The organism is Acinetobacter sp. YH12241, from assembly GCF_013417535.1.
GTDB lineage: Bacteria > Pseudomonadota > Gammaproteobacteria > Pseudomonadales > Moraxellaceae > Acinetobacter.
The window spans coordinates 15,086-29,537 of record NZ_VPDQ01000034.1; the positions used below are offsets into that span (position 1 = coordinate 15,086).

Sequence of the window (14,452 nt, forward strand, 5' to 3'; positions counted from 1 at the left end):
TGGCTTGGCTTCCTATTTAATACAAATTCAGTCAACCTAAACGACAACTACACCCATAGCGGGTGCACAACAAAAAACCGGTCGTTTAAATTATTTAATTTCATCCATAGAGCGTAAGTTCTTCACAGCCACACGCTGGTCTTTCTTACGGTCACGTTCCGGCATCATCTTTGGCTTATACACTGGCTTAAGATCATCACCGATTACCGCAGACAGCGGACGACGCTCTAATTGAATTTGGTCTTGTAACAGCATTAAAGCCTGGATCAATGCTTCAGGACGTGGTGGGCAGCCCGGAACGTATACATCTACCGGAATAATCTTATCCACACCTTGTACGACTGAATAAATATCGTACATACCACCTGAGTTCGCACACGCACCCATTGAAATCACCCATTTCGGTTCAAGCATCTGTTCATACAGACGTTGAATTACCGGAGCCATTTTCACGAAGCATGTACCTGCTACAATCATCAAGTCTGCCTGACGCGGTGAAGCACGGATAACTTCGGCACCAAAACGTGACAAGTCATGTACACCGGTCAAAGTCGTTGCATATTCAACGTAGCAGCAAGATGTACCAAAGTTAAATGGCCAAACTGAGTTCTTACGACCCCAGTTCACTGCTGTGTGCATTACATCCTCTAGGCGAGTCATGAACACATTTTTATTCACTTCTTCTTCTAGAAGCGGATCTTCTACAACGATACGCTCTTGAAGTGGATATTCATCAGCATTCGGATTCGCACGGGTTAATGTATATTTCATCCCGAGTTACTCCTTATCAGAGGGTTGAACTTGTGATTTTTTCACAAGACCAGATGATTGAGCTGGGATTTGACCAGTTGGATCCATAACCAATTCTTCAACTGAGTTGAAGCGCGTAATTTCTGCAAGATCCATATTTGGCGAACCAATTTTAGCTTTGTATCCTGCTGCTTTACGTCTGTCTGAAGGTGCCCAGTTCAGTGCGCCTGTCGATAATTCGTAAACCAAACCAACAAGTAAAACCAAAATAAAGATAGCTGCAGTTGCAAAACCAATCCAACCTACTTCACGAACAGAAGATGCCCATGCATACAGGTAAAGTGCTTCGAGGTCGAAGACTACAAAGAAAATTGCAACTAAATAGAATTTCGCAGACAAGCGGATACGAGCTCCACCTGCGCTGACTACGCCTGACTCAAACTGCTCCTGCTTGGCACGGCCCCATGATTTACCCCCGAGGAGTAATGGGACAGTGAGCATAAAGACGCATAAAAATGTAACGCCGATCACGAAGGCAATAATTGCCCATTCGTATGGAGTAATGGCACTCATGCGGGGATAACTCCTGGCAGGCCGATTTATTAACAAAGAATGTATGTATTGGCCTTCAAATACACCAAACACAAAATTAATCCCGCCAATTGTACCTGATTTTGGATTTCACTTGCTAGCTTATAAGCCTTAGTCTTTTGGATGATTTTTTAGACATTCCTAATTTTATTCTGGCTTTAAGCTCAGAGAATCTCAACCGATCGTTTTTTTAAATTAAAGTTTAAATTTCCATTATTTTTTTCTAAACCCAGATAGACTTTTAAAGCCCTGCTTAATTAAGCCTCACTCCTTGTACAGTGGCTGGCTACCCACCCCATGAAAAGAAACTTATAAAGAATCAATCAAAAACATTTCACCTTTGCATAATGCCTCGAAAAAATCAGTGTGTTTTTAAAAGATGTTTAACATGAATGTTGTCATTCAATTAGAAGTCGCCCTTTTCTGCCCGCTCTCGGTAAGCCTTAAAAGAGCAATTGTGTATTTTTGCAACACGTCCAACAGTTTGATTCAGATTATGATATTTCTATTTTTAAACCCACTATGACATTTATAAAGTAACAATAAGGAGTCCATGCATGTCTCTACGATTTACCCATAAACCTGATTATTTTTTCTTTGCTCAATTATTGATGCGACATGTAGAAAGCTATATCCAAAAACATCAGGATGCCAGCAATGCAATCTTTGACTTAGGGGATATTCATAAACTTTTCCAGACAGACTATGCCTCTTCCAGCATTAACCTAGACGGTATTATGAATATTGCCGATGAGTACAAGCTTGAAACCTTATCTGGTGACCAAAAGCTAATCCAAAGCTATCAGGTAGATGTTAAAAATAACAAGCTACTGATCAACTTCAATTCTGATGCCTTAAACAGCCTGAAAGAAGGCAAGCCACTGATTGAACCGGATGCTACCATCCATGAATAATCCCCTTTAAATAGCCATAAAAAAACGATACCTATGTATCGTTTTTTCTCACCTAAACTCTTATTCTGATTGATCTGACACTTCAGCTTTTTCCAGCTTTTCGATCGGTTTTTGCTTGATTTTTTTACCGTAACGGCTGGCTGGCCAAATCATGATAAAGCGTGCACCACCCAGTGTCGGACTTTGATCGACCTGAATCTCTCCACCAAACCAGTAAGCAATCCGGCTGACAATAGACAAGCCCAAACCATACCCCCCTGAAGCACGGGTACGACTATCATCCAGTCGGGCAAAAGCTTCAAAGATACGGGCGCGGTCAGCTTCTGGAATCCCCGGACCATCATCTTCTACACAGATATACGCCATGCCCTTAGCATCTAGTCCGCCGCTGATCAGGATTTTCTGCTCACAATAGCGTACTGCATTACCCACCAGATTTTGCACCACACGATGCAGGTAACGTCGTTCAGCTTCTACGGTTACAGGTACTGGCATTGGCAGCACTTCAACTTCTTTGCCAGTTTTTAGAGCATCTGTTTCGACGGCCACCTGCTCCAGCACTTCAAACAGATCAATATCTTCAAATTCAATTGAAGGCATGCCCTGTTCCAGTTTGGCATAGGTCATGATTTCATCGATCAAGGTATTTAAGGCTTCAATATCCTTATCGATCTGCTCAACCTGCTGCAAGCGATAATCATAGTCGTCTTCATCTGCCATCATTTCCACAGCAAAACGGATACGGGCAACCGGTGTACGCAGCTCATGCGATACAGCACGCATCAATTCACGCTGCGCTTCAATCAGGCGCTGAATATGGTCCGACATATTGTTATAGCTGGAAGCCAGCGTCGCCATCTCATCACTGCCCTCCACCGGAAGACGCAATGACATGTTCCCGGTTTTCATCTTGTTCAGGGCATAGCTCACTTCACGCAGTTTACGTTGCATTGGCACCAGCAGACCATAAATCCCCAGACTTAAGACAAACAGGCTCAGTAAGGTAATCCCGGCAGCTAACTGGAATGGCATCCAGTTAAATAACGGCACTGGCCCCATCACCAGCACTTCAGACGTCGAGCTAGGAATAGGAGAAATGATCGAAATTGTAGTGCCGCGAATTGAGGCACTATCACGATATAAAATAATGCTGTGATCCAGACGCAAACGTCCGATCTGCTCAGAATCTAGTGGCAGGCTCTGGACATTTTCGATCGAGATTGGATAAGAGAAATAGTCCTGAATTCGCTTCAGGTATTCTTTTTCCTGACCTGGGTAGTACACCAGATAGTCCAGAATAAAGACCGGTAAAGCCTTCATCTGACGTTCAGTAATATTATCCGCCTTAATATAAAGATAATGACTTGGATCATCGCGTAGCCCAATGACAATATAAGCTACCCCAGTTTTAGCATCCCAACGCACGACTGCCTTACGGTCAGCCAGACGTCGACCTTCCGCTCGGGTAATATCCACTTTACTGGCTTCGACATAGTAGATCGGCAATTCCAACAGATCAGACGCATCTGAAACCCAATCCATCTTTTGCTGCAGATTAGGCTGTCTCGCAACCCCCTCACTGATGATATATGCCATACCATTAGTCAGGGATTCACGATACTCCTGCGCACGCTGGTAGTTGATGATCTGTACCAGCAGATAGCTGAATACTGCCACCAGGACCACAAGCATGACCAGGCCTGCGTATATCCGCAAAAATATACTGTGTTTAAACACCTATTAATTATCCTGTTTATTCAGGCGGCTAAAGGCACCGATTAGATACCGTTAGTTTCTTTGACGAATAGATAACCTTTACTACGTACTGTTTTAATACGTTTTGGATTTTCAGGATCGTCACCAATTTTTGGACGAATGCGCGAGATACGCACATCAATTGAACGGTCTTGGCCGTCATATTCGATGCCGCGTAGACGCTCGAAGATATCTTCACGTGACAGGATGCGGCCCGCATTTGAAGCCAGCAGCCACAACAGGTCATATTCTGCACTGGTAAAGTCAACCAGCTCACCATTCAAGGTCACTGAACGACCACCATTGTCGATCACCAGGTCATCAAATTCGATGCGCTGAGCCACTTCATCTTCAGGCACCTTGTCGGTACGACGCAATAAAGCACGAATACGAGCCAGCAGGACACGCGGCTGAACCGGTTTAGCGACATAGTCATCTGCACCCATTTCCAGACCTAAGACCTGATCCATATCTTCAGTACGTGCAGTCAGCATTAAAATCGGTTGATGATAATGTGGACGAACTTCACGGCAGATGGTCAAACCATCAGCACCTGGCAACATGACATCTAGAACCACCATGTCTGGTTGCTCAGCAATAATACGACGAATAGCACGGTTGCCATCCGGCTCTACCCCAACCTCAAGACCATTACGGATGAGGTATTCTTGTGTTAAACGAGCAAGACGCTCATCATCTTCAACAATTAGAATTTTAGGTAACTTTTCTTCTTGGCTCATGTGTTGCCCCTTTATTTGATGGACGCATGCTACGGACGTATCCTTTTGAAATCCAATAGATACGTTTTTAATATGCTTGCAATATACACACGTTTACATTGTAAACAAGATAGCGTTCACCAAACCAATACATCAAAGTAGCATTTTGTAATATTTTATCGTGCACATTTCACTCGAATGTGCATTTAACTACCGTTTGTCGGCTTATTTGCATTGATCAAAGCTGAATCTGGACAAAATGTGACTAGTTGATTCAGGCCTTTTTAGTTATCCACAATGTTATCTATAAGCACTTTTTGCCAGCTTTGATATGCTATGCCTTGCCGGATAAGGCTTATGCAAGAATCAATAAAAATTGGGATCTTTTTGCAAAAGATTAAGATAAAACTTCAGAAAAATATTTAGCAAAATGTCAATATTGATCTACCCTAAATTTTCCCGTATCTTGTGTTCAATTAATTTTATAACCACTAGGTCTTGTGTTTATTCCTCGAACACTGTGGCACGATTTTTGCCCAGTTCAAACGGTCCATAAACATAAAAATAGATGACAATGGAGCTATGCTAACATGAGCGTAATCACGTCCACTCCGGGTCAACTTCAGGTGATTAAACGCACCGGTGATGTTGCCGCTTTTGATGCAGAAAAAATTTCTGTTGCAATTGGAAAAGCATTTTTGGCAGTAGAAGGCCAGCAAAGTGCAGATTCGAGCCGTATACACGACCGTATCGAACAATTAACGGAAATGGTTCTGAATACATTCAAACGCCGTTTACCATCGGGTGGCACGATCCATATCGAAGAAATTCAGGATCAGGTTGAACTTGCGCTGATGCGTACTGGCGAACAGAAAGTTGCACGTGCCTATGTCATCTACCGTGAACAACGTTCTGAAGCGCGCAAACAGTTAGGTGCCAACCATCACCCTACACTGCAAGTCACTGATGCAGAAGGTAAGTTAAAGCCGCTTGACTTAAGCGAATTGACTGCGACTGTGACTCGTGCTGCTGAAGGCCTTGAAGGGATCGACGTACAGGCGATTGTCGATGAGACCGTAAAAAACCTTTATAACGGTGTAAAAGAGTCTGACATCTCTACAACCATGATGATGGCAACTCGTACCCGTATTGAGCAAGAACCTAACTATACTTATGTGACTGCACGTCTGTTGCGTGATGACCTGGTGGCTACCGGTTTAGAGTTCTTGGGTCTATCCACTGATACTAATGAAGGTGATGCACTTGAAACTTTCCTGAAAAAAGGGATTGAGTTAGAGCTTCTTTCACCTGAATTGTTAAACTTTGACCTGGCTAAGCTGGCTGCAGCGATTCAACCAGAACGTTCAAACCAGTTCACTTACCTAGGTCTGCAAACCCTATTTGACCGTTACTTTATCCACTCAGATGGCGTGCGTTTCGAATTGCCGCAATTGTTCTTCATGCGTGTGTCTATGGGTCTTGCCCTGAACGAAGATAACCGTGAAGACCGTGCAATCGAGTTCTATAACTTATTGTCTAGCTTCGACTACATGGCGTCTACGCCTACCCTGTTCAACTCAGGTACGCTACGTCCACAGTTATCTAGCTGCTACTTAACTACAATTGATGATGATCTGTTTGACATCTATGGCGCGATGCGTGATAACGCAATGCTGTCTAAATGGGCAGGCGGTTTAGGTAATGACTGGACTCCAGTTCGTGCCCTGAACTCTTACATTAAAGGTACAAACGGTAAGTCTCAAGGTGTGGTGCCATTCCTTAAAGTTGCCAACGATACTGCTGTTGCAGTAAACCAGGGTGGTAAACGTAAAGGTGCGGTATGTGCATACCTGGAAACCTGGCATCTGGATATCGAAGAATTCCTTGAGCTGCGTAAGAATACGGGTGATGACCGTCGTCGTACTCACGACATGAACACTGCGAACTGGGTTCCTGACCTGTTCATGCAACGTGTATTCGAAGATGCTGAATGGACACTGTTCACACCTTCTGAAACGCCTGATCTTCATGATCTGACTGGTGCAGAATTCGCTGAGCGTTATGCTTACTACGAAAGCATTGCCAAAGAAACAAACATGTTGCACAAGAAAATCCGTGCAAAAGATTTGTGGCGCAAAATGCTGTCTATGCTGTTCGAAACAGGCCACCCATGGATCACGTTCAAAGACGTATGTAACCTGCGTTCACCACAACAACACGTAGGTGTGGTTCACTCTTCTAACCTGTGTACAGAAATCACCCTGAACACCAGCAAAGAAGAAATCGCAGTATGTAATTTAGGTTCGATCAACCTGGTACAACACATTCAAGGCGGCAAGCTGGATCGTGAAAAACTGGCTCGTACAGTAAAAACTGCGGTTCGTATGCTCGATAACGTGATCGACATCAACTACTACGCAGTTCCACAAGCACGTAACTCGAACCTGAAACACCGTCCAGTCGGTATGGGTATCATGGGCTTCCAGGATGCGCTTTACGAAATGGGTATGGCTTACGGTTCTGACGCTGCGGTTGAGTTTGCTGATGAATCAATGGAAGTGATTTCTTACTACGCAATTTCAACTTCAAGTGACCTTGCTGTTGAACGCGGTACGTATGAAACATTCAAAGGTTCACTGTGGGATCAAGGTATTCTGCCAATCGACTCACTTGACCTGGTTGCGAAAACTCGTCCAGAACGCATGTTTGAAGTAGACCGCACACAACGTCTGGACTGGGACACTTTACGTGCCAAAGTTCAAAAAGACGGTATGCGTAATTCGAATGTGATGGCGATTGCGCCAACTGCAACTATTTCGAACATTTGTGGTGTGTCTCAATCCATTGAGCCTACATTCCAGAACCTGTATGTGAAATCTAACCTGTCTGGTGAATTCACAGTGATCAACCCGTACCTGGTACGTGCGTTGAAAGAACGTGGTCTTTGGGATGCAGTGATGGTCAATGACCTGAAACACTTTGAAGGTTCAGTACAAAAGATTTCTCGTATTCCTGAAGAATTGAAAGCGATCTTTGCGACTGCGTTTGAAGTTGAGCCACGCTGGATCGTAGATGCTGCTTCTCGTCGTCAAAAATGGATCGATCAGGCGCAATCTCTGAACCTGTACATCGCTGGTGCAAACGGTAAGAAACTGGACATCACTTACAAGATGGCTTGGTTACGTGGTCTGAAAACCACTTACTACCTACGTGCATTAGGTGCAACTTCTGCTGAAAAATCAACCATTAATACTGGTGCATTGAATGCAGTTAAACCTGCAACTGTTGCGGCTCCTGTAGTTGCAGCGCCAGTGGTTGAAGAGAAAAAACCTGAAGCGCCTGTAGAGGAAGAAGGTTTCACTCAAGCAGCGCCAGTGCCACAAGCATGTTCAATTGATAATCCTGATTGTGAGGCTTGTCAGTAAGTTAGCTGGATTAGGAATCAACCGAGATTTATCTCTTATATTGCGAATTAGCAATGGTTGATTCTTATGAGCGGTTAGCATAAGAACTCACTTTTGCTAATTCGTCATGATTGATTCCGTAAAGGAATAGAACATGTCGAAAAAGCTTAAAGAATTTAAAAAGAAAGTTCGCATTGTACGCAAGGAAATTCAGATTTTTTGCTTCACATGCTTATTACCTTGCTCAGTTGCAATATTGGTTTCGATAAACCAAGCAAATGAACAAAACATAAAAAATCTTAAGTCAACTACTCAGGTAGTTACTTAATACAAAATCCCCCCTAAATCCCCCTTTTCCAAAGGGGGACTTCCGTGTAAGCAAAAGAATTCACGGAAATCCCCCTCCTTTATTAAAGGATGGGTTTGGGGAGGATTTAATATTTAACAATAAAGGAAACCTCAATGCCCCATATGACTCACAATTACATGTTAGGACTTGTGGCATTGATCCTTTCCTTTGCCATTACCTTTTACGCACCGATTGCTTACTTCTGGTTTAAAGTTCGCCAGCAACAGCGTAAACAAAATAAGTAGTGGGGATTTATCTCTGAACAAATTCAGAGCATTCATCGACAAAACTTAATTTTGTTTACACAAATTGAGCGTATAGTAAGACATCTCAGCACTGCTGGATGTCTAATAAAAGATATAAAGCAACTAGAGAGAATTGATATGTCTATCCTAAGTTGGGACGATTTCGAAGATGATTCGCAAAAACCGGCTGCACCTGAACAGCAGCCTACGCCCGTCGAGCCGAAAAAAACGGCTAATCCGCAGATGGTATCTGATGCAAGCAACACATCGTCGAATGTGGCAGCTGCACAACCCGCTGCAGCCCCTCGAAGCGCAGGATCAAATTCAACCGATTCACTGGCAAGAGCATCTGCTTCCCTAGACCAACTGGACGTTGCGCCTGGTCTTGAAGAACTTGAGATGGGCGCACAGCGTGTACAGGTTGATGATAAACGTATGATCAACTGCCGTGCTGACTTGAACCAGTTAGTGCCATTCAAATACGAATGGGCTTGGCAGAAATATCTGGATGGTTGTGCGAACCACTGGATGCCTCAAGAAATCAACATGAACCACGACATCGCGTTGTGGAAGTCTGAAAATGGCTTGACTGAAGATGAACGTACCATCGTGATGCGTTCACTTGGTTTCTTCTCTACCGCGGATTCACTAGTAGCAAACAATCTGGTATTGGCGATCTACCGTCACATCACCAACCCTGAATGCCGTCAGTACATCCTGCGTCAGTCATTTGAAGAAGCGATTCATACGCATGCTTACCAGTACTGTATCGAGTCTTTAGGTATGGACGAAGGTGAAGTCTTCAACATGTACCGCGAAGTCCCATCAGTTGCACGTAAAGCGGCTTGGGGCCTGAAATATACACAATCTCTAAGTGATCCTACTTTCAAAACCGGTACACCAGAAAACGACCAGATCTTGCTTCGCAACCTGATCGCATTCTACTGTGTACTTGAAGGTATCTTCTTCTACTGCGGTTTCACCCAAATTCTGTCTATGGGTCGTCGTAACAAGATGAATGGTGTTGCTGAGCAATTCCAGTACATCCTGCGTGATGAATCTATGCACCTGAACTTCGGTATTGATATGATCAACCAGATCAAGATCGAGAACCCACATCTGTGGACTGCTGAATTCCAGCAAGAAGTGATTCAGATGATCCTTGAAGGCACCATGCTTGAAATCGAATATGCACGTGACACGATGCCACGCGGTGTATTGGGCATGAATGCCGGTATGATGGAAGAATACCTGAAATTTATCTGTAACCGTCGCTTGAGCCAGTTAGGCTTGCCTGAACAGTTTACTGGTGTGAACAATCCATTCCAGTGGATGTCAGAAATGATGGATCTACGTAAAGAGAAGAACTTCTTCGAAACTCGCGTAACAGATTATCAAACTGGTGGCGCGTTAAGCTGGTAAGAAATATCACATAATATATAAAGTATTATGATCAAAAAAACCGCCTAAAATGGCGGTTTTTTTATTGGATGAATGCTTAACTTATTTCATCTTTTCAACGATTTGTTCAGCTTTTTTCAGATGTGTCGCTACCGCAGTACGGGTGTGCGTCAACATGCTTTTTAATTCCGCATTTTTCGCACTTGGAATCAATTGTGTATCCAAAGTGTTCAGGGCTTTACGATGTACTTCAACCTGACTCATCATATAGTCTTTATCGGCTGCAGATGGCTTGCTCAGGTCAGTAACAATCTTGTCACTATCGCTTTGCAATGCCGTACTGAGACTGCTTGCTTGAGGAGTTAATTTTAAACGGTCTGCCAGAGCCTGGCCTTTTTTCTCGTTCGCTGTATGTTCGCTAATCATCATTTGCGCATACTTACGTGCGTCATCTGTTTTAAGTTTTGGCAAAGCTGTTTTTGCCTGTTTAATTTCACCGTTATTGACCGTACTTACAACCTTAATCACTTGACTCTCAGTTAAATTCATTCGGCTGTCATTTGATGCTTTAGAATTTGCTTGAGCAGCAGTTGAAGATTGCTGATTCATTGCCATTGTTTGACCAGCAGTGAATAGCAATACACCACTCATCGCAACGCAGTTAATCATCTTCTTCATTAGAATAGCTTTCATCATGACACCCTTTAATGTTTTATTAATTAAAATTGCCTTTATAAAATAGGTGAATTCACTTAAAAACAGTTTAATGTTTAAGTTGTTTTATGAGATCAATATATAAGCATTTATTAACTTAAGCAAAGTCTGTTGGGGATTAGTTTCTTATTCAAACTCTACGTAAAAATTCGCAATATATTCATATTGAATAAAATACTAAAATTAATTAAGTCATTGATTTAAATTATTTTTATAAATATTGGTATATTTTTAGCTTTATTAAATTTATTTCAGTTTTTCTTCCCTTGAATCATTTCTTATTATTCAACAAATTAAGAAAATCTAAATTTAACTAAATTATTTGTTATCGGCTAAATCAACTTCTTATTAATCAGAACTTCTAGCTTTAGATAGTGAAAATTTATTACCTAAATATTTTTATAAAAGCTTGATCTCAAAATAAATTTCCTATGCTACTATCGGCCATATATGAATAATATTTATACAAATCCATAATAGCCAGAAGATAAATAGAGAGGGCTTATGAAAGGTTCCATCCTGGATTTTTCTATTCAAGATAATACGGGTTTTATCACAGGGGATGATAACAACCGCTACAGTTTTAGCGGTGCAGACTGGCGTGGACAACGCCCTCCTTCACGCGGTGACCGGGTTGATTTTATTGTTAACTCAACCGGTCAGGCAGCAGATATTTATCTGGCTTTGGGAAACTCGATTCATCTGGGAGAAAGCATTAGCAATCAGATTAATAAATATTCCAATCTGGATCAGGCTGAAGAGAATTACAGCAGTATCGACTGGTTTGTAAAATGTCTAACCAATTATGCAAACTTTTCAGGTCGTGCACGCCGTAAAGAATTTTGGTTCTTTATGCTGTTTTGTGTAATTTTAAGCATTATTAGTGAAGCCATTGATGCAGTTTTAGGCACCAAACCTTTGGTGAATGGCCTGCTAAATTTAGCGCTTCTGCTCCCAAGTCTGGCTGTAGGGGCACGTCGCTTGCATGACATTGGACGCTCTGGATGGTGGCAATTGCTTGTACTGACAGGGATAGGAGCCATTTTACTCATTATCTGGTGGGCAAGTGATACCAAAAAAGAAAATAATGAATATGGTGCTCCTGCCAAGTAATGGAACATTACATATCCCGTCTTGATACGGGATATGTTTATAGATTATTTAATTTAATATCAAAGCAATACGTAGGCAATTCATGCTGCAAGATCAGTTATCCAAACTTCCCAATGCAATATGGGTGCAAATTTATAAAGATAAAATGCAACTGATGGACAATGAGGGCACGATTGTGCAAACAATGGTCCCTCCCGTTCCCTATGCGCATGAACGCAGCATCATTGCCGACTTTAATGCTGCCTCAGACACCCTAAAACAGCTGGTATCTACTTCAATTGTTCAAAAACTTTGGGGCTCTACAACGCTGCTGCAAGTTATGGATATGCCTGAAGAGGGTCTGACAGCTCTTGAACAGCGTGCCCTGCTAGAATTAGGTTATGAAAATAGTGCACAAAAGGTGATTCTGTATGATCCCGCAGGTCAGGAAATTACGAAAGCGAGCTTAAGCACCACTTATCCTAAAACCAATCTAAAAATCTTTCTGGTTATCTTAATTGTCGTCATTGCTGCTTCTATCTGGTTTTTAACACTTTAAATGCCATATAAAATTAAAAAACCCCGCATTAAGCGGGATTTTTTAATTGAAGTTCAATGACATCATAAATTTTTATGAATAATCCATTTTAAAAACTTCTGATTAGATTGGATTATATTTAATGATGTCATCCAGCTGTAAAGTTGCACTGTCTACATTCTGTAATATCAGCAAATCAGCGCGTGCAAAGGTGGTATTGGTATCGGAACCATCACGATCGATCGTCACGACTGTATCATCTCCACGTTGTTCGAGCGTGATATAGTTCCCCAGATTTGAGGCATCTACTGCCTGATCACTTAATAATGCAGATACATCGATGGTGTCACCTTCAACTGCATTGAAGTCAGTCCAGGTATATGTACCATTGCCGCCAGTTGCATCAGCATTATTTAGTAAATAATAGATCGCTGTATCTGCTCCTGCACCACCTGTCAGGATGTCATCACCTGCACCACCCTGTAACAGGTTATCTGCTGGATCGTCGGCATAGTTAAGAATCTGGTTTACCTGATCAATATTGATCACCAGATTTGCTGAAGCACTTTCCTGATCGGCCTGTCCCGCATTACGCGTTACCGTATATTCAAATACTGATCCTAGACAGTATCGTGGACAACCAGCCCCTCTAAACTTTTAATATATTTCTGTTCAAAGGCTTCTGGACTTAACCAGCCGTTTGCAGAATGTCTTCTGACTCGATTGTAATAAATTTCAATATAGTCAAACAAGACAGCATTCGCTTCTTTTCGAGTCGAAAACACACTGCCATGTACCACATGACCTTTTAATGTATGAAAGAAGCTTTCAGTCACTGCATTATCCCAACAGTTTCCACGTCTAGACATACTCTGAGTACAATCATTTTTCAGTAACAGCGCTCTAAAATCACGACTACAGTACTGTGAGCCTTGGTCCGAATGAACCATAACACCAGTTGGATAACCCTGACGAGCCATTGCATAGTTAAACGTATCACACACCAACTGGCGGTCTATTCGATGGCTGGTTTGCCACCCCACGATACGACGGCTAAATAAATCTAGCATCACACATAAATACAACCAACCTTCTTTAGTGCGGATATAGGTAATGTCTGTTGTCCAGACTTTATTAGGCTGAGTAGCTGTAAATTGGCGATCCAACAAGTTGGGTGCTGTAGGCAAACGATGGGTTGAATCAGTCGTATGCTTGTATTTACGTGCAATCCTGCTACGTAAACCAAGCTTTTTTAGGATCCTTCCAATAGTACGTTCGCTCATGTTGTAACCTAAATCATGCATGTCATGTACTAATGAAGGTGCACCCAATCGTGCATGATGCTGCCAATATACGGCTTTTAAGTCATTATATTTCTGTGCCGTATTGGCTTGATGTTTTCGCCAGGTATAATAGCCTGAAGTGCTGACACCCAGGCATTTACAGGCAGAAGATACGGTGACTTCATTCATATCTAGATCTTGAATTACCGTGTACTTTTCTTGGCATGATCTGTTAGAAAGTACACATGCGCTTTTTTTAAGATGTCATTGGCTTCCTTGAGCTGTTTGACTTCTTTCTCTAATTCCACGATCCGCTGTTGTTCTGGTGAAAGTTGACGTTTGCTTGAACCTGCCGGATTGGTTTCACGAATCCATTTATCTAATGTTGAATAACCCACACCTAATTTCTGGGCGATTGCAGCTACAGACTCGTGTGAGTTTGAAAGTGCATAATCAATCGCTTGCTGTTTAAATTCGGGACTAAAACGTTTAGCCATTTCTTGAATCTCCAAAGATTAAAGTTACGTTATCTTTAGAGGCACGTGCTGTCCATTATTTTGTCTAGGATCATCCCGATGTTTAATAGTACCGAATTATTTTGCGTAATTGATGATTTCTTTCTTAAATTTGAAGCAACCTACTGGAATTTCCTTAAACAAAGTCGTCGTTTCTCCAGAGTCCGAACCGCTCACTTGAG

The 14,452-nt window shown here is 42.2% G+C and carries 13 protein-coding genes and 1 pseudogene; 7 read left to right on the forward strand and 7 right to left on the reverse strand.

Annotated elements, in window-relative coordinates; all coding sequences use genetic code 11:
• Positions 1 to 90: 90 nt before the first annotated feature.
• Together FTV18_RS13755 and ndhC are read right to left on the reverse strand one after the other, a co-directional pair.
• The gene (locus FTV18_RS13755) at positions 91 to 771 is read right to left on the reverse strand and encodes an NADH-quinone oxidoreductase subunit B family protein (protein ID WP_004785090.1); all 681 of its coding nucleotides are present in this window, start codon (positions 769 to 771) and stop codon (positions 91 to 93) included.
• Positions 772 to 777: 6 nt separating this feature from the next.
• The gene (ndhC, locus tag FTV18_RS13760) at positions 778 to 1,323 is read right to left on the reverse strand and encodes an NADH-quinone oxidoreductase subunit A (protein WP_004785092.1); all 546 of its coding nucleotides are present in this window, start codon (positions 1,321 to 1,323) and stop codon (positions 778 to 780) included.
• 575 nt (positions 1,324 to 1,898) lie between these two features.
• Between ndhC and FTV18_RS13765 the strand changes: the two genes are divergently transcribed.
• Positions 1,899 to 2,255: a hypothetical protein gene (locus FTV18_RS13765; protein WP_004785094.1), complete on the forward strand. Its 357-nt coding sequence runs from the start codon at positions 1,899 to 1,901 to the stop codon at positions 2,253 to 2,255.
• A gap of 60 nt (positions 2,256 to 2,315) precedes the next feature.
• Here FTV18_RS13765 and bfmS read toward each other — a convergent pair whose 3' ends face one another.
• Positions 2,316 to 3,992 carry a sensor histidine kinase BfmS gene (bfmS, locus tag FTV18_RS13770; protein ID WP_034705648.1) on the reverse strand — a complete coding sequence of 559 codons (1,677 nt, stop codon included), beginning with the start codon at positions 3,990 to 3,992 and terminating at the stop codon, positions 2,316 to 2,318.
• 41 nt (positions 3,993 to 4,033) lie between these two features.
• The gene (bfmR, locus tag FTV18_RS13775; RefSeq protein WP_004785097.1) at positions 4,034 to 4,750 is read right to left on the reverse strand and encodes a response regulator transcription factor BfmR; all 717 of its coding nucleotides are present in this window, start codon (positions 4,748 to 4,750) and stop codon (positions 4,034 to 4,036) included.
• 569 nt (positions 4,751 to 5,319) lie between these two features.
• On the opposite strand from bfmR, the gene FTV18_RS13780 reads away from it, so the two are divergent.
• From FTV18_RS13780 to FTV18_RS13785, 3 genes are all read left to right on the forward strand, one after another.
• A complete protein-coding gene (locus FTV18_RS13780; protein ID WP_179993292.1) occupies positions 5,320 to 8,154 on the forward strand; it encodes a ribonucleoside-diphosphate reductase subunit alpha in 2,835 nt (944 codons plus the stop codon).
• A 441-nt stretch (positions 8,155 to 8,595) separates the two neighbouring features.
• Positions 8,596 to 8,727 carry a hypothetical protein gene (locus FTV18_RS15780; protein WP_257218527.1) on the forward strand — a complete coding sequence of 44 codons (132 nt, stop codon included), beginning with the start codon at positions 8,596 to 8,598 and terminating at the stop codon, positions 8,725 to 8,727.
• A 138-nt stretch (positions 8,728 to 8,865) separates the two neighbouring features.
• The gene (locus tag FTV18_RS13785) at positions 8,866 to 10,149 is read left to right on the forward strand and encodes a ribonucleotide-diphosphate reductase subunit beta (RefSeq protein WP_004785102.1); all 1,284 of its coding nucleotides are present in this window, start codon (positions 8,866 to 8,868) and stop codon (positions 10,147 to 10,149) included.
• A gap of 81 nt (positions 10,150 to 10,230) precedes the next feature.
• Here the strand turns inward: FTV18_RS13785 and FTV18_RS13790 are convergent, their stop codons facing one another.
• Complete coding sequence (locus FTV18_RS13790) at positions 10,231 to 10,821, reverse strand: DUF4142 domain-containing protein (RefSeq protein ID WP_180012383.1); 591 nt, start codon at positions 10,819 to 10,821, stop codon at positions 10,231 to 10,233.
• 525 nt (positions 10,822 to 11,346) lie between these two features.
• Between FTV18_RS13790 and FTV18_RS13795 the strand changes: the two genes are divergently transcribed.
• A complete protein-coding gene (locus tag FTV18_RS13795) occupies positions 11,347 to 11,955 on the forward strand; it encodes a DUF805 domain-containing protein (protein WP_159124294.1) in 609 nt (202 codons plus the stop codon).
• A gap of 82 nt (positions 11,956 to 12,037) precedes the next feature.
• Positions 12,038 to 12,493, forward strand: coding sequence for a hypothetical protein (locus FTV18_RS13800; protein ID WP_034706330.1), 456 nt, complete (start codon positions 12,038 to 12,040; stop codon positions 12,491 to 12,493).
• A gap of 102 nt (positions 12,494 to 12,595) precedes the next feature.
• Here the strand turns inward: FTV18_RS13800 and FTV18_RS13805 are convergent, their stop codons facing one another.
• Positions 12,596 to 13,021 (reverse strand): type I secretion C-terminal target domain-containing protein, encoded by a 426-nt coding sequence (locus FTV18_RS13805; protein ID WP_180012385.1) that lies wholly within the window; start codon positions 13,019 to 13,021, stop codon positions 12,596 to 12,598.
• A gap of 71 nt (positions 13,022 to 13,092) precedes the next feature.
• Positions 13,093 to 14,252, reverse strand: a protein-coding gene (locus FTV18_RS13810; RefSeq protein ID WP_179993407.1) for an IS3 family transposase whose coding sequence is annotated in 2 segments (ribosomal slippage) — positions 13,093 to 14,018 and positions 14,018 to 14,252 — 1,161 coding nt in all. Because the reading frame shifts where the segments join, the coding sequence is not laid out codon by codon here.
• 78 nt (positions 14,253 to 14,330) lie between these two features.
• Here FTV18_RS13810 and FTV18_RS13815 point away from each other — a divergent pair.
• Positions 14,331 to 14,452, forward strand: a pseudogene (locus tag FTV18_RS13815) (IS982 family transposase); the annotation flags it as partial.

What these genes read in the sequence shown, in the direction of transcription:
- FTV18_RS13755 (WP_004785090.1), bottom strand. Translation starts at nt 771, where the DNA reads ATGAAATATACATTAACCCGTGCGAATCCGAATGCTGATGAATATCCA.
- ndhC (WP_004785092.1), bottom strand. Translation starts at nt 1,323, where the DNA reads ATGAGTGCCATTACTCCATACGAATGGGCAATTATTGCCTTCGTGATC.
- FTV18_RS13765 (WP_004785094.1), top strand. Translation starts at nt 1,899, where the DNA reads ATGTCTCTACGATTTACCCATAAACCTGATTATTTTTTCTTTGCTCAA.
- bfmR (WP_004785097.1), bottom strand. Translation starts at nt 4,750, where the DNA reads ATGAGCCAAGAAGAAAAGTTACCTAAAATTCTAATTGTTGAAGATGAT.
- FTV18_RS13780 (WP_179993292.1), top strand. Translation starts at nt 5,320, where the DNA reads ATGAGCGTAATCACGTCCACTCCGGGTCAACTTCAGGTGATTAAACGC.
- FTV18_RS15780 (WP_257218527.1), top strand. Translation starts at nt 8,596, where the DNA reads ATGCCCCATATGACTCACAATTACATGTTAGGACTTGTGGCATTGATC.
- FTV18_RS13785 (WP_004785102.1), top strand. Translation starts at nt 8,866, where the DNA reads ATGTCTATCCTAAGTTGGGACGATTTCGAAGATGATTCGCAAAAACCG.
- FTV18_RS13790 (WP_180012383.1), bottom strand. Translation starts at nt 10,821, where the DNA reads ATGAAAGCTATTCTAATGAAGAAGATGATTAACTGCGTTGCGATGAGT.
- FTV18_RS13795 (WP_159124294.1), top strand. Translation starts at nt 11,347, where the DNA reads ATGAAAGGTTCCATCCTGGATTTTTCTATTCAAGATAATACGGGTTTT.
- FTV18_RS13800 (WP_034706330.1), top strand. Translation starts at nt 12,038, where the DNA reads ATGCTGCAAGATCAGTTATCCAAACTTCCCAATGCAATATGGGTGCAA.